Genomic DNA, 20385 nt, shown 5'->3' on the forward strand with positions numbered 1-20385 from the left:
CTCGCCATGCAGATGCCCTCCCCCCTGCCCCTGGCGGCGCTTGAAAACGCCGCTGAATTCCTGCCCCGCCACATTGGCATCGACGCCGCCGACGAAGCACACATGCTGTCGGTGATCGGCGAGGCCTCGCGCCGAGCGCTCATTGATTCCATCGTGCCGCGCTCCATTGCGCGCCAGCGCCCCATGGACCTGCCCGCGCCGGCCACCGAGGCCGCAGCGCTGGCTGAACTCCAGGCCATTGCGTCGAAGAACCGCATCCTCAAGAGCTTCATCGGCCAGGGCTACTACGGCACGCACACGCCGGGCGTCATCCTGCGCAACGTACTGGAAAACCCTGCCTGGTACACGGCCTACACGCCCTACCAGGCCGAGATCTCCCAGGGCCGCATGGAGGCGCTGCTCAACTTCCAGACCATGGTGTGCGACCTCACGGCCATGCCCATCGCCAACGCCTCCATGCTCGACGAGGCCACCGCTGCCGCCGAGGCCATGACGCTGGCCAAGCGCTCGGTCAAGTCCAAGAGCGACGTCTTCATCGTGGCAGGCGATGCGCACCCGCAGACCATCGAAGTCATCCAGACCCGCGCCGCCCCCATCGGCATCACCGTGGTGGTGGCCAATTCCCAGGAGGAATGGCAGGCGGCCCTGGCCGGCGACTTCTTCGCCGCCCTCATCCAGTACCCTGCCAGCAGCGGCTGGGTGCAGGACTGGCAGGCCGACGTGGACGCCATCCACGCCAAGCAGGCCGCCGCCATCTTCGCTACCGACCTGCTGGCGCTCACGCTGCTCAAGGCCCCCGGCGAGTGGGACGCCGACATCGTGGTGGGCTCCACCCAGCGCTTTGGCATGCCCATGGGCGCCGGCGGACCGCACGCCGCCTTCATGGCCTGCCGCGACGAATTCAAGCGCAGTCTGCCCGGCCGCCTGGTGGGCGTGAGCGTGGACGTGCACGGCAAGCCTGCCTACCGCCTGGCGCTGCAAACGCGGGAGCAGCACATCCGCCGCGAAAAGGCCACGAGCAACATCTGCACGGCCCAGGTGCTGCCGGCCGTGATCGCCAGCATGTACGCCGTGTACCACGGCCCCGAGGGCCTCACGCGCATCGCCCGCCGCGTGGCGCGCTTCACCGCCATCCTGAGCCGCGGCCTGGCGCAGCTGGGGTTCACCAGCCGCCACCATGGCTCGGCCTTCGACACACTCAGCCTGCACACCAAGGATGCTACGGATTCAATAGCTGCTCGCGCAGTCCAGATGGGCGCAAACCTGCGAAAAGCCTGGAATGAATACCTGTGCATCTCGCTGGACGAGACCACCACCCGCGCCGATATCGAGCTGCTGTGGAAGATCTTTGCGCGGGACGGCCAGCAACTGCCCACTATCGAGGCGATGGACGCGGCCGGCGCACCGGCGCTGTTCCCGGATGCTCTGGCGCGCACCAGCCGCTTCATGGCGCACCCGGTGTTCAACACCCACCATTCCGAAACCGGCATGCTGCGCTACATCCGCCAGCTGTCCGACAAGGACCTGGCGCTGGACCGCACCATGATCCCGCTGGGCTCGTGCACCATGAAGCTCAACGCCACCAGCGAGATGATCCCCATCACCTGGCCCGAGTTCGCCCAAGTGCACCCGTTCGCCCCGGCCGACCAGCTCGAAGGCTACCGCCTGCTCGACGAGCAACTGCGCGCCTGGCTGTGCCAGGCCACGGGCTACGCCGGCATCAGCCTGCAGCCCAACGCAGGCAGCCAGGGCGAATACGCCGGCCTGCTGGCCATCAAGGCCTACCACGCGGCGCAGGGGCACGCCCACCGCAACATCTGCCTGATCCCCAGTAGCGCGCACGGCACCAACCCCGCCAGCGCCCAAATGGTGGGCATGCAGGTCGTGGTGACCAAGTGCGACGAGAACGGCAACGTGGACATGGCGGACCTGCAAGCCCAATGCGAGAAGCACAGTGCCAACCTCGCCTGCGTGATGATCACCTACCCCAGCACGCATGGCGTGTTCGAGACCCAGGTGAAGGCCTTGTGCGAGCTGGTGCACAGCCACGGCGGGCGCGTGTATGTGGACGGCGCCAACATGAACGCCCTGGTCGGCGTGGCCGCGCCGGGCGAGTTCGGCGGCGACGTGAGCCACCTGAACCTGCACAAGACCTTCTGCATCCCCCACGGCGGCGGCGGCCCCGGCGTGGGCCCGGTGTGCGTGGTGGAGGACCTCGTGCCCTACCTGCCCGGCCATGCCACGGGCGGCATTGCTTCCAAAACAGGAGCTGTCAGCGCAGCTCCCTTGGGCAATGCAGCCGTTTTACCCATCAGCTGGATGTACATCCGCATGATGGGCGCCGACGGTCTGCAGGCCGCGACCGAGACAGCGATCTTGAGCGCCAACTACATCAGCGCGCGCCTGAAGGACCACTATCCCACGCTGTACGCTTCCGCCAACGGCCATGTGGCGCACGAGTGCATCCTGGACCTGCGCCAGTTGAAGGACACCAGCGGCGTGATGGCCGAGGACGTGGCCAAACGCCTGATCGACTACGGCTTTCACGCACCCACGCTGTCGTTCCCTGTGCCCAACACGCTGATGGTGGAGCCCACCGAGAGCGAGACGCTGTTCGAGCTGGACCGCTTCATCGACGCGATGATCGCCATCCGGCGCGAGATCCGCCAGATCGAGGCCGGCACCTGGCCGCAGGACGACAACCCCCTCAAGAACGCGCCCCACACGGCCGAGTGCCTGCTGGTAGCCGACTGGCAGCACCCCTACCCGCGCGATGCGGCAGCCTATCCCGTTGCCGCCCTGCGCCAGAACAAGTACTGGAGCCCCGTGGGCCGTGTGGACAACGTCTACGGCGACCGCAACCTGTTCTGCAGCTGTGTTCCGGTGAGCGAACTGGGCTGACGGCCTGCTCCGCTCAGGCATTCACAACGGCCCTACCATCGGGCCTTTGTTGCTTCTGAACGTTTGACCCATGCGCCCCCCTCTCGCACTGCTTGCATCGCTTGCCCTCGCCTCCGCAGCCCAGGCGCAGGCCCCTGCCGTCACCACCGGCAGCGGCCTGGTCTATGAGTCGCTCAAGGACGGCAGCGGTGGATCACCCAAGGCCACCGACACCGTCAAGGTGCACTACCGCGGCACCTTCCCCGACGGCAAGGAGTTCGACAGCTCATACAAGCGCGGCGAGCCGACCGAGTTCCCGTTGAACCGCGTCATCCCCTGCTGGACCGAAGGCGTACAGCGCATGAAGCCGGGCGGTAAGGCCAAGCTCACCTGCCCGCCGGCGATTGCGTATGGCGCGCGCGGCGCGGGCGGCGTGATTCCGCCCAACGCCACGCTGAATTTCGAGATCGAGCTGCTGTCGGTGCGCCGCTGAACGAGGCAGCGGCACCGGCCTGTGGGGCACTAGGCAGACGCGTACACTGGCAGGCCTGCGGATTGCCCGATTCCCATGAGCCGCCCCGACCTGTCCCTGCTATTTCCCGCCGCGGAGCCTGCCTCGTCACCCCCTGAGCAGCCGGAGCGCCGCGGCCCTCAACGGGCCAGCGGCGACGTGGCCGAGCTGATTGCGCAGCTGCGCGCCTCACAGGCCGAGCTGGAGGCGCAAAACCAGGTGCTGCGCTACAGCCAGGCCGCGGCCGAAAGCGCTTCCGAGCGATTCGAGGCCCTGTTTTCCAGCGTGCCGCTGTCGCTCATGGTGGTGGACGAGCATGACATGGTGGTCCAGGCCAACTCCATGGCACAGCGCTCGTTCCAACCGCGCGAGACGGACCGCCCCCTGACGGCACTGATGCCCTTCGTGAGCGACAGCCACGCGCCGCGTGTACGCGAGGCTTTCGACCAGGCGCGGGCCATGGGCACGGCAGAGGCCACGGAGGTTGTGTTCCACATCAGCGAGGGCCGCCACATCACTGGCGACTTGCACATCGCGCGCATCGAGTCGCGCTCCGAGCAGGACGCGCCGCTCACGCAGTTTCTGTGCGCCGTGATCGACCAAGGGCCGCTGCTGGCCGAACGCCAGGCCCTACAGCGCAGCGCACAGGAGCTGCAGGAGCGCAACGTGCAACTGCACACCAGCGAGCGCCGGCTGGAAGCGGTGATCAACTCCGCGCTCGACGCGATCATCTGCGTGGACCAGCACGAGCGCATCACCGTGTTCAACCCTACTGCAGCGATGCTGTTCCAGTGCGCCACCAGCGACGCGCTGGGCAGCCCGTTGAGCCGTTTTCTGCCCGAGGCCCAGCAGGTGCTGGCGTTCGCGCAACTGACCACGCAGGCGGCGCTGGGGGAGATGACGGCGCTCACGGCATCGGGCCGCGAGCTGGCGGTGGAGATCAGCGTGTCGTTCGAGCGCCATGCGGAAGGCGAGACCACCACCGTGTTTGCCCGCGACCTTACGGCCCGCAAGCGCGAAGAAGCCCGCCGCAACGCGCTGGAGGGACAACTGCGCGAGTCGCACAAGATGCAGGCCGTCGGCACCATGGCCGGCGGCATCGCGCACGACTTCAACAACATCCTGCATGCGATCCTGGGCAACGTGGAGCTGGCCAAAGCCGATTGCCCGCCCGGCACGCCGATGTACGAAAGCCTGCTGGAAATCGACAAGGCCGGCCGGCGCGCCCGCGACCTGGTGCGCCAGATCCTCACCTTCAGCCGCAACGAGCCGCCCAAGCGTGCCGCCGTCACCCTGGCAGAGGTGGTGCACGACACCGAACGGCTGCTGAGGGTCACGCTGCCGCCCGAGATCGAGCTGACCGTGCATGTCCCCCCCGACCTGCCCCCCGTATTGGCGGATGCCACGCAGGTGGAGCAAGCGGTGCTGAACCTGTGCACCAACGCCGTGCACGCCATCGGCAGCCGCCGTGGCCGCATTCGCGTGGATGCTGCGCTGATCCAGCCCGACCAGCGCATGCGCGAGAGCCTGGGCCTGAGTGCGGGCGACTACGTGGCCGTGCGCGTGCATGACAACGGCCCGGGCATGGACGCCGCCACCCAGTCGCGCATCTTCGAACCCTTCTTCACCACCAAGCCCGTGGGCCAGGGCACCGGCCTGGGACTGGCGGTGGTGCACGGCGTGATGCGCACCCACGGTGGTGGCGTGGACGTGCACAGCGCACCCGGCGAGGGCAGCCGCTTCACGCTGTACTTTCCCGTGGCGTCGTACACCATGGTGGCCGCCCTGCCGGAGGTTCCCGCGCCGGTCGCGCCCGCCAGCCCGCCCGCGGTGGCGCCGGCAACAGACCGTCTGCTGCACGTGATGTACGTGGACGACGACGAGGCGCTGGTCTTTCTGGTGCAGCGCCTGCTGCGCCGCCGCGGCTACGAGGTCAGCGGTTTCACCGACCCGCACCAAGCCACAGACGCCCTGCAGGCCCACCCCGAGCGCTACGACCTGCTGGTGACGGACTACAACATGCCGGGCTACTCGGGCCTGGATCTCGTGCGCGCGGCCCGCACCATCCGCAGCGACCTGCCAGTGGCCCTGGCCTCCGGCTATGTGACGGCGGAAATCGAACAGGCCGCGCTGGCCGAAGGCGCACGCGCGCTGATCCACAAGCCCAATGACGTGGAAGAGCTGTGCGCGACCGTGGACCGGCTGGCCCATGGCGGTTGAGTTGACAGCACCGCAGGCCGTACAGACGGCGGGGGCGCATGCACCTTTGCAGGGTATGCCGGCCGGCCCATCAGAGGGCGTCCGCAGCGTGCACGTGGACGACACGCTGCTGGTGCTGGAGAAACCCTCGGGATTGCTGTGCGTGCCCGGACGGGGCCCCGACAAGCAGGATGCCTTGAGTACGCGTGCCCAGGCGCTGTGGCCCGACGCGCTCATCGTGCACCGGCTGGACCAGCCCACGTCGGGACTGGTGCTCATGGCGCGGGGCGCCGCGATGCAGCGGGCCCTCAGCCACAGCTTCGCCCAGCGGCTGGTGCACAAGCGCTACCGCGCCGTGGTGGCGGGCCGCATGCCGCCGCCCGACCCTGCGCACGCGGACGGCTGGGGCGAGATCGCGCTGCCCATCGCGGCGGACTGGGAACGCCGTCCGCTGCGCGTGGTGGATGCCACGCACGGCCAGCCCAGCCTCACGCGCTGGCGCGTGCTGGCGCACGACGCCGCCGGCGACACCACCTCCGTGGAGCTGGAACCCGTCACCGGTCGCACGCACCAGCTGCGCGTGCACCTGGCGGCACTGGGCCACCCCATCCTTGGCGACCAGCTCTATGCCGATGCGTCCGTACAAGCCCGCGCACCGCGCCTGTTGCTGCACGCCTGCGTGCTGGAGTTCGCGCACCCGCTGCAGGGTGGCTGGTGCGCGTTTGCCTCGGCACCGCCGTTTTGATCGCCGCGTGCGTGGCCGTTACCATGCCCGCATGACGCAACACCTCTACATCCTCACCGGCGGCTCGCGCGGCATGGGCCTGGCCATGGCACACCAGTTGCTGAAACCCGGCAACACGCTGATCAGCCTGGCGCGCAGCACCTCTGCGCCGTTGTCCACGGCCGTGCCGCAGGGCGCGACGCTGGAGCAATGGAGCGTGGACCTGGCCCAGCCTGCGCAGGCCGCTCAACGCCTGCGCGAATGGCTGGCCACGCAGCCTGCCAGCCGGTACGCGAGCGCCACGCTGATCAACAACGCCGGCGTGATCCCGCGCATCGCGCCGCTGTCGGCATGCACCAGCCCGCAGGACATGGCCGAGCTGTCCAACGCGCTGCGCGTGGGTCTGGAGGCGCCGATGCTGCTGACGGCCGCCTTCCTGGGCGCGACCGAAGGCTGGGCTGCACCGCCCCACTCCGTGGTGCGCAAGGTACTGAACATCTCTTCGGGGCTGGGGCGTCGCGCCATGGCGTCCCAGTCGGGCTACTGCGCGGCCAAGGCCGGCATGGACCATTTCACGCGGTGCCTGGCGCTGGACGAAGCCGCCAAGCCCCACGGCGCCAAGGTATGCTCGCTGGCTCCCGGTGTGATCGACACCGACATGCAGATCCAACTGCGCGGCGCCAACCCGGCCGACTTTCCGGATGTGCAGAACTTCGCCGCCCTCAAGACGGGCGGCATGCTCACCTCGCCAGACGCCGCGGCTGCCCGCGTGCTCGCCTGGCTGCAGCGTACAGACTTCGGCGCCAACCCCGTGGCCGACGTGCGCGAGGCCTGATGCCGTGCCCCGGCGCAGTGCAACCATTACTATGCATTTTGTAGCTGCTAGCGCTTATCCAATAAGCGCTAGAGCCTGATTTCATTTAAAACCATTACAGGAGAAAACCATGTCCCGTGACGTCGTCGTAGTCAGTGCCGTGCGCACCGCCATTGGCACCTTTGGCGGTAGCCTGAAGGACGTTCCGCCCACCGAGCTGGGCGCGCTTGTGGTGCGCGCGTCGCTGGCTCGCGCGCAAGTGGACGGCAAGGACGTCGGCCATGTGGTGTTTGGCCACGTGGTGAACACCGAGCCCAAGGACATGTACCTCTCGCGCGTGGCGGCCATCCAGGGCGGCTGCGCCGAGGGCACGCCCGCGTTCAACGTGAACCGCCTGTGCGGCTCGGGCTTGCAGGCCATCGTGTCGGCCGCACAGACCATCCAGCTGGGCGATGCCGACGTGGCCATCGGCGGCGGCGCGGAGGTGATGAGCCGCGCACCCTACGCGAGCCTTGCAAGCCGCTGGGGCGCGCGCATGGGCGACTTCAAGATGATCGACATGATGATCGGCGCCCTGCACGACCCCTTCCACAACATCCACATGGGCGTGACGGCCGAGAACATCGCCGCCAAGTGGGGCATCACGCGCGAAGACCAGGACCGCCTGGCCGTGGAGAGTCACAACCGTGCCGAGCGTGCCACGGCAGCGGGCTACTTCAAGGACCAGATCGTCCCGGTCACCCTCAAGAGCAAGAAGGGCGAGGTGCAATACGCCACCGACGAGCACTTCCGCGCCGGCGCAACGCTGGACGACATGGCCAAGCTCAAGCCCGTGTTTGCGAAAGACAACGGCACGGTGACGGCGGGCAATGCCTCGGGCATCAACGATGCGGCTGCCGCTGTGGTGCTGATGGATGCCAAGGCAGCGCAGGCCCGCGGCGCAAAGCCTTTGGCGCGCTTGGTGGCCTACGCCCATGCGGGCGTGGACCCGAAGTACATGGGCATCGGCCCTGTGCCCGCGACGCAGTTGGCGCTCAAGAAGGCAGGCCTCACGGTCAACGACCTGGACGTGATCGAGGCCAACGAGGCCTTTGCCGCGCAGGCCTGCGCCGTCACGCGCGACCTGGGCCTGGACCCGGCCAAGGTCAACCCCAACGGGTCGGGCATTTCGCTGGGCCATCCCATCGGCGCCACCGGTGCGCTGATCACCGTGAAGGCACTGCACGAACTGCAGCGCATCCAGGGCCGGTACGCGCTGGTGACCATGTGCATCGGCGGTGGGCAAGGCATCGCGGCCATTTTCGAGCGCCTCTGACACGCCCCGCCATCGCCGATGGCGATGGCATGCGCGCGCTTCGGCACGGTGCGGCCCACGATGGCTGGGCCATCATCCAGGCGGGCGCGCGCCAGATGCGCCATGTTCCATACCAGGTTCTCCAGGAGACTTTTTCCCCATGCTTCGTCGACATATCCTTTCTCTTGCCACCCTCGCCTGTGCCTTGGGCGCTATGCCTGCCCATGCCCAGACCAGTGCACCCGCTGCCGGCGCCTATCCCGCCAAGCCCATCCGTTTGATCGTGCCCTTCCCGCCCGGCGGCGGCACCGACATCCTGGCCCGCCTGGTCGCCGCCAAGCTGACGGAAGCCAACAAATGGACCGTGGTGGCCGACAACAAGCCGGGAGCTGGCGGCACCATCGGTATTACCGAGGCGGTGAAGGCCGCTCCCACAGGCTATGACATCGTCATGGGCCAGAAGGACAATCTGGTCATCGGCCCCTGGCTGTACAAGAACCTGCCGTGGGACCCCACCAAGGACCTGACGGCCGTGGCCCACGTGGCGTACACGCCCGTGGTCATCGCCACGAGTGTCAACTCCAAGTACAAATCTTTGGCCGACGTGGTGGCGGCCGCCAAGGCCGCGCCGGGCACCGTCACTTATGGCTCGCCCGGCAACGGCACCTCCATTCACCTGGCGGGCGACCTGTTCGAGAAAGCTGCCGGCATCAAGCTGAGCCACGTGCCCTACAAAGGCTCCAACCCGGCGCTCATGGATGCCTTGGCGGGCAATGTGGAACTGCTGGTTTCGTCGCTGCCTTCGGCGATGGGTCAGATCAAGGCGGGCAAGCTGCGCCCGTTGGCGGTCACCTCGGCCAAGCGCAGTTCGTCGCTGCCCGACGTGCCCACGGTGGCCGAGTCCGGCTTCAAGGGCTTTGACGTGAGCACCTGGTACGGCGTGCTGGCGCCGGCAGGCACGCCGCCAGCCGTGGTGAACACGCTCAACGCAGAAGTCAACAAACTGCTCGCCACCGCGGACATGAAGGCAGCCATCCAAGCGCAAGGTGCAGAGCCGCAGGCCATGTCGCCGGAACAGTTCTCAACCCTGCTCAAAAACGAATACGGGCAGTGGAAGGGTATCGTGGAAGCCTCGGGTGCACGGATTGAGTAACCCGTGCTCGCGGCGTCCCGTTCCGTGACCGGGGCGCGAAAAGACAACGGCTCGCGTTGCGAGCCGTTTTCATGTGTGGCGACGTACGCCCCGGGTCAATCCCGCACGACCAGCACCGGCACGTGGGCCACGCCCAGCACGCGCTGTGTGACGCTGCCCAACACCAATTTTTCCAGCCCGCGGCGACCGTGCGATCCCATCACGATGAGGTCCGCGCCCGTGCTCTCGACGGCGCGCTGGATGCCGTCGTGGATCGCATGCCCCTCGCCTACCATGGTGTTGACGCTGGCGACCCCTGCCTGGGTGACAGCGGCCTTGGCGGCGTCCAGGGCCGTGTTTGCCTCGGCCGTCGCGGCACTGAGGTATTGGGCCTGGCCGTAGGCGAAATCGGCGCCCACCCCCGTGAAGGGATAAGGGTCGATCACGTACAGCGCCGTCACGGCGCTGCCGAAGGTCTTGGCCAGCGCTGCCGCCTTGGCCACGGCCTTCATGGACGTGTCCGAGCCATCGACGGGAATCAGAATGTGCTTGAACATGGAACCTCCTTTTGGTTAGGGTGGCAGGCCTGGAAGGCCCGCAACAACAACGAGTGTGATGCGTACGCGGCCTCCAAGGCTTGATTCGCATCAATTATTGGGACGCATCCCCTTGAAAGCCACCGCCCCGGCAGGTAACCACCAGGGTATCGCGCCAGCCGCCATCTTCGGTAGGCTGGATGGGTGTGGTTTCATGGATCATGCGCGCATCGTCCAGCAGCATGACGGACCAGGGCTCGCTCAAGGTAAACCGCTGTCCATTCGGGCCCGTGGCTTCGAAGATGCGGGTCTCTCCACCCTTGATGCCCTGGCGGCTTACCAGGAACACCGCCACCAGGTCCACGCCGTCGCGGTGCGCGCCTTCGGGTGTCGGACGGCCGATGCCGCCCTCGGTGTCAATGCGGAACTGATGTGCTTCGATGTAGCAGGGTTGAGACGGTTGCCCGCACATCGCTTGCGAGAGGCCAGCAGCCGCCTGCATGAGTTGCCGCCACACCGGTCGAGCCACCATTTCGTCACGCATGGGCGCAAACCAGCGCTGCAGCCCTCCGTGCAGCGCGTTGTACTCCACCGGCTGCCAGTGCGCGCGGTGCGGTGCCTGGTTCACGGCGGGTCCCTCGACAATGAAGCAGGAGTGGCGCCGCCTGCGGTACCGGCCTCCGTCCTTGAGGTAGTCATCCGGGGGCAGATCCGACCAGTCGGCCGCCAGGGCCTGCAAATCGTTCAAGGCACATCCCACCCATGTCGCTGTGTCCCGGGGTTGCAGCACCGCATAACCCCGGTCACGCAACTGCGCGACGACCTGTGAGGGCGGTGTATAGGGAGGGGAGAACGTCACATGTGCCATAGGCACACAAGCTTAAGGCAACACCGCCGAGCACACGCAGTGTTGGCTCAAAACTTCGGGTGGGAAATGCCTCCCTCGAAAAGCCTGGACCCTCATCGTGCTGCGGTCATCAGATGCCAGGCTTCAGGCCTGCCTCAGCGATCACCGCGCCCGTGGCCTCGGCCGTTGCCGTTGCCTTTTCCATTCCCACGGCCGCGATGGTCATCATCCCGGTCGCGGCCGTTCCAGTGGCCTCGGCCATCGTCAAACGAACGGCCATCGAACCGGTCGCGGTCATCGCGGAATTTGCCGGGCCGGCGCGGGGGTTCCTTCACGAAATACACGGGTTGACCGCAAGCAGAGTAGCGCGCGCAGTGCTTGGACCAGTTCTTGGCATGGCCCGGCGGCACATACATATAGATGGGCGAACGGGGAACATACACCGCGGGAGGTGCGATCACCACCGGCTGCGGGTACAGCAGCGCAGGCGCGCTGTTGCCGATATCCACGCGGCCGTAGACGCCGGGAGCGATTTGCCCGCCCACCGTGGCGTTGATGTAGGTCTGGGCTGCCACGCCACCGGCGGAGGCTGCCACGGCCAAGGCCATAGCCAAACCGCGGGCCAGTTGGAGGGTTGAGGAGAGGGAGTGAGGCTCGCGGTTTTTCATGGTGATTGCTGATGCCGAAAACAAACTGGTGGAATGCACGGCCATTTGTAACTGCACAAATGGGAAAAAGGCGCAGATACTCTCTGAAAAATGTAAGCAATAGCGTATTCGCCACGGTAATGCGCCTGGTGCTTATCGGTGGAACTACGCTGCACAGGTTTTCTTATCAGCGACAATGATCCATTGAGACCGGCAATGCGCTCCGTTGGAACCATTGCAGAGAAACAAAGCTGCGCCACTGTGTGCGCAGTAAGTGGACAAGATGAACATCGTAATACTCGACGATTACCAGGACGCCGTGCGCAAGCTGCATTGCGCGGCACGGTTGGACCCCTACTCCGCAAAGGTCTACACGAACACCGTCAAGGGGTTGGGGCAGCTATCGGTGCGCTTGCGGGACGCAGATATCATCGTGCTGATCCGCGATCGCACGCAGATCACGCGCCAACTGGTGGACAAGCTGCCGCGCCTGAAGCTGATTGCCCAGACCGGCCGCGTGGGCGCGCACATTGACCTTGCTGCCTGCACCGAGCGGGGAATCGCCGTCGCTGAAGGCGTGAGTTCCCCCGTTGCGCCAGCGGAACTCACATGGGCTCTCATCATGGCCGCCATGCGCCGTCTTCCCCAGTACATCGCCAACCTCAAGCACGGCGCATGGCAACAGTCGGGCCTGCGTGCCGCATCCATGCCGCCTAACTTCGGGTTGGGCAATGTCCTGCGTGGCAAGACGCTGGGCATCTGGGGCTACGGCAGGATCGGGCAGATCGTGGCAGGTTATGGGCGCGCTTTTGGGATGAACGTGCGCGTGTGGGGGCGGGAAGCCTCACGGGTCCAGGCACTGAGCGACGGCCTGCAGGTAGCGGCCACACGGGCAGAGTTTTTCTCCCAATGCGATGTGGTTTCACTGCATGTGCGTTTGACCGAGGAAACGCAGGGCATGATCACGCTAGAGGACCTGTCGTGCATGCGGCCGACGTCCCTTCTCGTCAATACGTCACGTGCCGAGCTCATCGAGCCCGACGCCCTGATCGCCGCATTGAACAGAGGCCGCCCGGGCATGGCTGCTGTGGATGTATTTGAAAGCGAGCCCATTTTGCAAGGCCACGCACTGTTGCGGCTTGAGAACTGTATTTGTACACCGCACATCGGCTACGTCGAACAAGACAGTTACGAGCTCTATTTCGGAGCCGCCTTTGACAATGTGGTGAACTACATCAAAGGCACGCCCTCGAATATCGTCAACCCCGGCGCGCTGCAGGTCCGACGCTGAACGGTTGCTGATATCAAGAGAAAGGGCTCCCCAAGGAGCCCTTTTTTACGAGATCCGCACTCAAGGCGAGGCGGAACAGGTCGATCAGTTCAACGGCGTCTTCTTGCCTTCCTTGTAGGTGTACAGCGTAATGGCCGGGTTCTTCATTTCGCCATTGGGTTCAAACGCAATGTTCGCGGTCACGCCCTTGTAGTTGGACTTGAGCAACTCGGGGATATACACCTTCGGGTCCCAGGAGCCGGCGCGCTTCATAGCGTCCACCAGCAGCATGGTCGCGTCATAGGTGTACGGGCTGTAGACCTGGAACTGGTTGGGGTACTTGGCGTCGTATTTGGCCTTCCAGGCCGTGCCGCCAGGCATCTTGGCCAGGGATGCGCCACCCTCTGCGCAAATCACGTTAGCCAGCGTCTTGGCGCCTGCCGCCAGCTTGGCAATTTCCGTGGTGCATACGCCATCCCCACCGAAATACTTGGTGTTGGCCAAACCCAGTTGCTCCATCTGGCGCAACATGGGACCCGCCTGAGGATCCATGCCGCCGAAGAAGATCGCATCGGGGTTCTTGGCCTTGATGGCCGTCAAAATAGCCATGAAGTCCGTCGCCTTGTCCGTGGTGAACTGCTCGTCCACAACCTTCATGCCTTTCTCGGCTGCCACGCGCTTAAACACGTTGGCAACGCCCTGGCCATAAGCGGTGCGGTCATCCACGATGGCCACGGTCTTCAGCTTCAGGGTTTCCGCCGCGTAAGCTGCCAGTCCAGCACCCAGAGCGTTGTCGTTCGCAATGATGCGGAAGGTGGTTTTGTAGCCGGGGCGCGTCAGGTTGGGGTTGGTTGCGGCGCCAGTGACGTGGGGGATCCCGCAGTCGTTGTAGACCTTGGAAGCAGGAATCGTGGTGCCCGAGTTCAGGTGCCCGACCACCCCCGCGACCTTCGCATCGCACAACTTCTGTGCGGCCGCCGTGCCTTGCTTGGGATCAGCGGCATCGTCCTCCGCCACCAATTCCAGCTTCACCTTCTTGCCACCGATCGTGACGCCCTGGGCGTTCAGCTCTTCAATGGCCATGCGAGCGCCGTTTTCGTTGTCCTTGCCGTAGTGCGCCTGGGCGCCGGAGACCGGTGCCACGTGACCAATCTTCACCACCTCTTGAGCAGCGGCCACACCGGCAACCGCTGCGATCGCAGCAGCCACGGTCATTTTCAACTTCAGTTGCATATGGATCTCCAATTAAGAAAAGCGCTGGAAATATTGTTGTGAACCAACGCGGAGAAACATATCGCAATTTATGTTCCACATCACTAGGGAACACAAGAAGGTTCTGCGAAACGACACAGGGAAATACCCTGACGCAGCATCAATGGCCGCTGCGCTCGCCTGCCAGTTCCTCGGCCACGGCTTCATAGACGGCCTGCCGCACTACCGATTCCACTTCCTCTCGCAGACGAGGCACCATGGACCGTGTCTGCTCCTGTACCACCACTGCGATCGCCTCGCGCAAACGTTGGTCCAGCACGACGTCCACGCGCTGCATCACGCGATGCACCACGTACTCCTCAAACCCGTAGGGCAGCGCTGCAGGCAGCGGCGCAACCGGCGCGGGAGCTGCGAGGGGCGGTGTTGAATGCGGAGCCCCTGGCAAAGGCACAGAGAGCGACGCAGCGGTGGTCGCAGGTCGTGTCACCGGAGGCGACGGACGCGCCGAGCTCCCTTCGGCTTCGGGCATCTGCACCACGTCGGTGAGCGTGGGCACGAATCTGGGAGGTTTCTTGGTGGGTGTTGTCATCCCGCGCTTTCCTTGAGTACCAGATCGTGGCGAACGATGTCATACCCCAGCGCGGCATAGCCGCGCCAGCGCTCCCGCGCGCGCTTCCGATCATCCTCATCCACCTGGCTGACCACCTCCACGACCCGAGCGTACTGCGCAAATCCCTCGGGCAAGACATTTCCCAGGTTGACCAACACGTCCCGATTCGGACTGGTACGAGGGTCTTGCACCAACACGGTGGGAGAGGCACGCAGAATTTCCTCGTCGGCGTCTCCCAGGCAATGGCCGACGAAATCCGAAGGCGCCAACGCCCAGAGCTGGCGATCCAGCCGCAGCAAGGTGTCTGCATCACCCGTGACCGTCACCCGCGCATCCTGCCGGGTGGCTTTTCGCACCAGGCGACAGACATACGCCAGTTTGTCGGGTGCATTGAAGTGGAATGCCACCTGTGTCATGCGGGCACCTTCAACGACATGGCCCTCAAGCCACCGACTTGCGGCTGCGCGTCTTTTGCTTGGGTTTCACGGTACTCACTGTCGCCCGCTCCAGCAGATAGTGCACCAGCAGTCCCACAGGGCGGCCGGTGGCGCCCTTGGCGGCGCCGCCCTTCCAAGCCGTCCCTGCAATGTCCAGGTGCGCCCACGGCGTGTCCCCGACGAAGCGCTGCAGGAACTTCGCGGCGGTGATCGAACCACCGGCCCGGCCTGCCACATTGGCCATGTCGGCAAAATTGCTCTTGAGCCCTTCTGCGTACTCGTCATCCAAGGGCATACGCCAGCAGGGGTCGAGCGCGGCATCGCCTGCCGATAGGAGTTGTGCCGCCAACATGTCATCGGAGGCAAACAGTCCGCTGCGCAGGCCACCAAGCGCCACCACACAAGCGCCTGTCAATGTGGCAATGTCCACCACGGCGGCTGGCTTGAAGCGTGCCGCGTAGGTCAGCGCGTCGCACAGGACCAAACGCCCTTCTGCGTCTGTGTTGAGGATTTCGATGGTCTGGCCGCTCATGCTCGTCACGACATCGCCGGGCTTGACCGCTTTACCATCGGGCATGTTTTCGCACGCAGGAATGAGGCCCACCACGTTGATCGCCGGCCGGAGTTCCGCCAGCGCCCGGAACACGCCCAGGACGCTCGCCGCCCCGCCCATGTCGAACTTCATCTCGTCCATCTCCGCCGCGGGCTTCAGCGAGATCCCCCCGGTGTCGAACGTGATGCCCTTGCCCACCAGCACCACGGGAGCCTGCGTGCGGGCCGCGCCGTTGTAGCGCAATTCCACCAGGCGAAGCGGCTGGTCGGACCCTTGAGCCACCGCCAGAAACGCCCCCATGCCCAGCTTGGCCACCTCGGTAGGGCCCAGCACCTGGCACTGGACGCCGGGGTATTTCGCAAGCGTCTTGGCGGCATTGGCCACCAGCGTGGGGGTCGCATGGTTGGCAGGGCGATTGGCCCACTCGCGCGCAAACTCTACACCGGCCGCCACGGCCGTGGCCGTGGCGAACTCCGGCTGCACCGCACCCGCATCGGGCACGCCCAGGGTGACACGCAGCAAGGCACGCGGCTCAGCCTTGGTTTTGGTGGCCGTATAGACATAGCTCCCATCGGCCACCGCACGCACCGCAGCGCCGATGGCGCCCCGCTGGGCCGAGGTTCCAAACACCAGCGCCATGCGCTTGACCGACGGCAACTTGAACGAGGGGGATAAGGCTTGCATGGCCTGGCGCACCGCATGTGCATCGGCCGCACCGCACCCCAGCAGCACAACCCGGCGCGCCGCAACACCGGCGGGGGCGTAGCACTGCAGGAGCTTGCCCGGCTTCACCTCCAGATCGCCTTGCTTGAGCGCATGCTCAACCATGGTCGACAGCACGTCGCTGCCCGGCAGGAAGCCTTCAGGCACCAACACCACCAGCAGGTCGCATTTGTGCGCAGCAGCGGCAGCCAGCGAAAGCGTCTTCAGTTCGAAGTTCATAATCAGCGTTTTCCTTCGAGCCAATGTTATTCGATTCATCCATTCGCAAGGAGCTGGCCCGCACCTTCGGCGCGACCCTGGTGGTTCTGGTCACCGTCGTGATGACCATGATGCTGATCCGTACGCTGGGCCAGGCATCCCGGGGCAGCGTGAACCCTTCCGACGTGATGCTGGTCATGGGTTTCACGGTGCTGGGACAACTGCCCACCATCCTCAGCCTGAGCCTGTTCGTCACGGTGGTGGGGGCGCTGTCGCGCATGTACCGCGACAGCGAGATGGTCATCTGGTTTTCGGCAGGGCGCGGACTGATGAGCCTGCTGGCACCGCTGTTCCGGTTTTCTTGGCCCGTCATGCTGACCATCGCCGCGCTGTCGCTCGTGGTCTGGCCCTGGGCCAACCGGCAGATCCAGGAGCTCAAGACGCAATACGAGCAGCGCAGCGACGTGGACCGTATCGCGCCCGGGGAATTCCAGGAATCCTCCAATGGCTCACGCGTGTTCTTCATTGACAAGGACGCACCGGATGCCAACTCGGCCAGCAACGTTTTCATTGCCACCAACGAACCCAACCGCGAAACCGTCACCTCCGCGCAAAGCGCGCGCCTGGAGATCCGCAATGGCGAACGCATGGCGGTGTTGAGCAACGGGCAGCGGCTGGAGACGCTGCGGGACAAGCCGGGCCTGCGCGTCAGTGAATTTGCCGAGTACGGCACGCTTGTGGGTGGCGGATCGCAGAACGACCCCGAGGCGGCCTCCATCAAGACCCGCGACACCTGGGAGCTGGTCAGCGACCCGCAGCCGCGCCACCAGGCGGAACTGGGCTGGCGCATCGGCATGGCGCTGGCCGCGTTGAACTTCGTCGTCCTGGGCCTGGCGGTGGCCGTCGTCAACCCGCGGGCGGGGCGCAGCACCAGCCTGGTGTTCGCACTGTTCGCCTTTGTCGTGTACTACAACCTCATGACCGTTGGACAGACATGGATCGGCGTGGGCAGGCTGGGCTTGCTACCGTTCATGCTGATGCTGCACGGCGGTACCCTGGCCCTGGGCCTGCTGCTGCTGGCCGCGCGCCACAACCACTGGTCGCTGCGCAGCCTCCTGGGCCGGAGGACGGCATGAAAACCATCCGCCGCTTCATCTACCGCGAAGTCGTCGTGGGTGTGGCCTTCGTCACCCTCGCCTTCCTCGCGCTGTTCTTCTTCTTCGACATGGTGGACGAGCTACGCTGGGTGGGCCGCGCGGGCGCCAATGGCTACCAGCTCTCGCACGCGCTGCTGTTCGTGGCGCTGAGCCTGCCGCAGCACCTCTACGAACTGCTGCCCATCACCGTGCTGATCGGCACCATCTTCGTGATGGCACGGCTGGCGCAGAGTTCGGAGTTCACCATCATGCGCACCAGTGGGCTGGGTCCCTGGCGGGCGCTGAGCACGCTGCTGATGCTCGGCTGCGCGTTCGTCATGGTCACAGTCATCGTCGGGGACTACATTGCCCCGGCGAGCGAAAAAGCGGCCTCCCTCGTGAAAGCCCGCCGGCTGGGCCAGATCAGCACTGGCGCCACGGGCGCATGGCTGAAGGAGCGCCAGGGCGACCATTCGATCGCTGTGAATGTGCGCGCCGTGGACCCCAATGGCGCCATGCGCGGCGTGCGGGTGTTCGAGTTCGATGCGCGCGGACGCGTCGCCGCCACCATCCAGGCGGAACAGGCCACCTTCGACGACGCCCGCGATGCGTGGAATCTGCAGCAGGTCCAGCGCACCCTTTTCGAGGCCGAGGCCGATGGCGGCATGCGCGTGTCGCGCCTGCAAGAGCCCACCTTGCGTTGGCCCACGCGCATCAGCCCCGACATGGTGGCCGCGTCGCTGCTCAAGCCGGACAAGATGGCGACGATCGAACTGTTCCGCTTCGTACGCCACCTGGAGGCCAACGGCCAGTCGGCACAGCGCTACGAGATCGAGTTCTGGCGCAAGGTCTTCTACCCCTTGAGCTGCCTGGTGATGGTAGTGCTCTCCCTGCCCTTCGCCTACCTGCATTTCCGCTCGGGGGGCATTGCGGGCTATGTGTTCGGCGGGGTGATGGCGGGCATCAGCTTCTTCCTGCTGAACAATGTGTTCGGCTTCGCGGGCAATCTGCAGAACTGGTCGCCCTGGCTGACCGCGGCCGCGCCGGGCCTGATCTATTCCGTGCTTTCACTGGCAGCGTTTGGATGGCTGGTATTGAGGCGCTAGACCCACCGCAGTAGACCCATGACGAACCCTAGTACCAACGGCATCGTGCTGTTCGCACACGGCTCCCGCGACCCCCTGTGGCGCCTGCCCATGGAGGCGGTGCTCGCGCGCATGCGCGCCGAGCAGCCCGCGCTGGAAGTGCGCTGCGCCTACCTGGAGCTGTGCGCGCCCGACCTGCCTTCAACGGTTGCCGCGATGGCGGCGCAGGGCATCACCCAGGTGGGCATCGTGCCCATGTTTCTCGGCACCGGGCGGCATGCGCGCGAAGATCTCCCCCGCATGGTCGAGGAGCTGTCCCAGGCGTTTCCACAGATGCGCCTGCACCTCAGCCCTCCCATCGGCGAGGACGAACGCATGACGGCCCTGATGGCGCGCATTGCCGCCGAAGTATTGGTGCCGTAACGATATCTGCACCTTTCGCGCCCGCCGTTAGATTGATGCAGCATAATGATGCGACTTCTTAGCCGCATTTCAATATGAATCTGCACCAGTTTCGCTTCGTTCAAGAGGCGGCGCGCCGCAACCTCAACCTCACCGAGGCCGCCAAGGCACTGCACACCTCGCAGCCGGGGGTATCCAAGGCGATCATTGAGCTGGAGGACGAGTTGGGCGTGGACATCTTCGCGCGCCACGGCAAGCGGCTCAAGCGCGTGACCGAGCCCGGCCAGCACGTGCTCAAGAGCATCGAACTCATCATGCGCGAGGTGGGCAACCTCAAACGCATCGGCGAGCAGTACAGCGCCCAGGACAGCGGCACCCTCGCCATTGCCACCACCCACACCCAGGCGCGTTATGTGCTGCCCGTACCGGTGGCCAAGCTACGCGAGGCGTATCCCAAGGTCAACATCAGCCTGCACCAGGCCACGCCGCACGAGGTGGCGCGCATGGTGATCGACGAAGTGGCCGAGATCGGCATGGCCACGGAGTCGCTGGCGGAGTATCCCGACCTCGTCACCCTGCCCTGCTACGAGTGGCAGCACGTCCTGGTGCTGCCCCCCAGCCATCCGCTGGCGCAAAAGGAGCGCGTGGGGCTGGAGGACATCGCGCACGAGTCGCTCATCACCTACCACCCCTCATTCACCGGGCGCGGCAAGATCGACCAGGCCTTCGCCACCCGCAAGCTGCAGCCGCGCATCGTGCTGGAGGCCATCGACTCCGACGTGATCAAGACCTACGTGCGCCTGGGGCTGGGCATCGGCATCGTGGCGGAGATGGCCATGCGCGACGACCCGCTGGGCGACCTCGTCGTGCGCCCCGTCGGCCATCTGTTCGGTCAGAGCGTGGCGCGCGTGGCTTTCAAGCGCGGCGCCTACCTGCGCAACTTCGTCTACAAGTTCGCGGAGCTGCTGAGCGACCGCCTGAGCCGCGACCTGATTGCCCGCGCCATGACCGGGCACGTCAACGACTATGAGTTGTGATGCGCCCTGAGCCGCTTTGAGGCTTCCCGCATGGGGACGACGCCAGCGGCCTGGGCAAGCCCGCCCCAAGACCCGTGTTCGCAAGGCATGCGGCCGTCGGAACGCCACGCGTTGCGCCAGTTTTGAATGAGTGACACC

19 protein-coding genes are annotated in these 20385 nt (G+C 65.6%); 12 read left to right on the top strand and 7 right to left on the bottom strand.

Annotated features, from left to right (window positions below):
* The first annotated feature begins 6 nt into the window (after positions 1-6).
* The 7 genes from gcvP (at position 7) to PCQ86_RS12195 (ending at position 9575) form a co-directional block, all read left to right on the top strand.
* Positions 7-2901 (top strand): aminomethyl-transferring glycine dehydrogenase, encoded by a 2895-nt coding sequence (gene gcvP, locus PCQ86_RS12165; RefSeq protein WP_270173848.1) that lies wholly within the window; start codon positions 7-9, stop codon positions 2899-2901.
* 70 nt (positions 2902-2971) lie between these two features.
* The gene (locus tag PCQ86_RS12170) at positions 2972-3373 is read left to right on the top strand and encodes an FKBP-type peptidyl-prolyl cis-trans isomerase (RefSeq protein ID WP_270173849.1); all 402 of its coding nucleotides are present in this window, start codon (positions 2972-2974) and stop codon (positions 3371-3373) included.
* 75 nt (positions 3374-3448) lie between these two features.
* On the top strand, positions 3449-5611 hold the full coding sequence (locus PCQ86_RS12175; RefSeq protein ID WP_270173850.1) for a PAS domain-containing hybrid sensor histidine kinase/response regulator: 2163 nt from the start codon (positions 3449-3451) through the stop codon (positions 5609-5611).
* 55 nt (positions 5612-5666) lie between these two features.
* Entirely contained in the window at positions 5667-6335 is a 669-nt protein-coding gene (locus PCQ86_RS12180; protein ID WP_172209259.1) for an RluA family pseudouridine synthase, read from the top strand.
* 31 nt (positions 6336-6366) lie between these two features.
* On the top strand, positions 6367-7149 hold the full coding sequence (locus PCQ86_RS12185; RefSeq protein ID WP_270173851.1) for an SDR family NAD(P)-dependent oxidoreductase: 783 nt from the start codon (positions 6367-6369) through the stop codon (positions 7147-7149).
* A 109-nt stretch (positions 7150-7258) separates the two neighbouring features.
* Entirely contained in the window at positions 7259-8443 is a 1185-nt protein-coding gene (gene bktB, locus PCQ86_RS12190) for a beta-ketothiolase BktB (protein WP_011805180.1), read from the top strand.
* Between the two features lie 139 nt (positions 8444-8582).
* On the top strand, positions 8583-9575 hold the full coding sequence (locus tag PCQ86_RS12195; protein WP_011805179.1) for a Bug family tripartite tricarboxylate transporter substrate binding protein: 993 nt from the start codon (positions 8583-8585) through the stop codon (positions 9573-9575).
* 95 nt (positions 9576-9670) lie between these two features.
* Here the strand turns inward: PCQ86_RS12195 and PCQ86_RS12200 are convergent, their stop codons facing one another.
* The 3 genes from PCQ86_RS12200 to PCQ86_RS12210 form a co-directional block, all read right to left on the bottom strand.
* The gene (locus PCQ86_RS12200; RefSeq protein WP_270173852.1) at positions 9671-10111 is read right to left on the bottom strand and encodes a universal stress protein; all 441 of its coding nucleotides are present in this window, start codon (positions 10109-10111) and stop codon (positions 9671-9673) included.
* Positions 10112-10205: 94 nt separating this feature from the next.
* On the bottom strand, positions 10206-10958 hold the full coding sequence (locus PCQ86_RS12205) for a 2OG-Fe dioxygenase family protein (protein ID WP_270173853.1): 753 nt from the start codon (positions 10956-10958) through the stop codon (positions 10206-10208).
* A gap of 134 nt (positions 10959-11092) precedes the next feature.
* A complete protein-coding gene (locus tag PCQ86_RS12210) occupies positions 11093-11605 on the bottom strand; it encodes a hypothetical protein (RefSeq protein ID WP_049756523.1) in 513 nt (170 codons plus the stop codon).
* 262 nt (positions 11606-11867) lie between these two features.
* On the opposite strand from PCQ86_RS12210, the gene PCQ86_RS12215 reads away from it, so the two are divergent.
* Positions 11868-12875, top strand: a complete 1008-nt coding sequence (locus PCQ86_RS12215; protein WP_196995312.1) for a D-2-hydroxyacid dehydrogenase family protein — start codon at positions 11868-11870, stop codon at positions 12873-12875.
* 84 nt (positions 12876-12959) lie between these two features.
* Here PCQ86_RS12215 and PCQ86_RS12220 read toward each other — a convergent pair whose 3' ends face one another.
* The 4 genes from PCQ86_RS12220 to PCQ86_RS12235 form a co-directional block, all read right to left on the bottom strand.
* Positions 12960-14087, bottom strand: coding sequence for a branched-chain amino acid ABC transporter substrate-binding protein (locus tag PCQ86_RS12220; RefSeq protein WP_015913269.1), 1128 nt, complete (start codon positions 14085-14087; stop codon positions 12960-12962).
* Positions 14088-14226: 139 nt separating this feature from the next.
* A complete protein-coding gene (locus tag PCQ86_RS12225; RefSeq protein ID WP_270173854.1) occupies positions 14227-14655 on the bottom strand; it encodes a hypothetical protein in 429 nt (142 codons plus the stop codon).
* Positions 14652-15092: a DNA polymerase III subunit chi gene (locus PCQ86_RS12230; protein WP_011805172.1), complete on the bottom strand. Its 441-nt coding sequence runs from the start codon at positions 15090-15092 to the stop codon at positions 14652-14654. Before PCQ86_RS12230 ends, PCQ86_RS12225 begins: the two co-directional genes overlap by 4 nt.
* Before the next feature lie 25 nt (positions 15093-15117).
* Positions 15118-16608, bottom strand: coding sequence for a leucyl aminopeptidase (locus tag PCQ86_RS12235; RefSeq protein WP_270173855.1), 1491 nt, complete (start codon positions 16606-16608; stop codon positions 15118-15120).
* Positions 16609-16631: 23 nt separating this feature from the next.
* Here PCQ86_RS12235 and lptF point away from each other — a divergent pair, with 23 nt between their 5' ends.
* From lptF to PCQ86_RS12255, 4 genes are all read left to right on the top strand, one after another.
* Entirely contained in the window at positions 16632-17723 is a 1092-nt protein-coding gene (gene lptF / locus PCQ86_RS12240) for an LPS export ABC transporter permease LptF (RefSeq protein WP_220637461.1), read from the top strand.
* Positions 17720-18829: an LPS export ABC transporter permease LptG gene (gene lptG / locus PCQ86_RS12245; protein ID WP_047350657.1), complete on the top strand. Its 1110-nt coding sequence runs from the start codon at positions 17720-17722 to the stop codon at positions 18827-18829. The genes lptF and lptG overlap by 4 nt, the downstream gene beginning before the upstream one ends.
* 18 nt (positions 18830-18847) lie before the next feature.
* The gene (locus tag PCQ86_RS12250; RefSeq protein ID WP_011805168.1) at positions 18848-19231 is read left to right on the top strand and encodes a sirohydrochlorin chelatase; all 384 of its coding nucleotides are present in this window, start codon (positions 18848-18850) and stop codon (positions 19229-19231) included.
* A 74-nt stretch (positions 19232-19305) separates the two neighbouring features.
* The gene (locus tag PCQ86_RS12255; protein WP_047351197.1) at positions 19306-20247 is read left to right on the top strand and encodes a CysB family HTH-type transcriptional regulator; all 942 of its coding nucleotides are present in this window, start codon (positions 19306-19308) and stop codon (positions 20245-20247) included.
* Positions 20248-20385 lie beyond the last annotated feature (138 nt).

Origin of the sequence: Diaphorobacter sp. ED-3, from assembly GCF_027625375.1 — a bacterium.
Lineage (GTDB): Bacteria > Pseudomonadota > Gammaproteobacteria > Burkholderiales > Burkholderiaceae_C > Diaphorobacter > Diaphorobacter nitroreducens.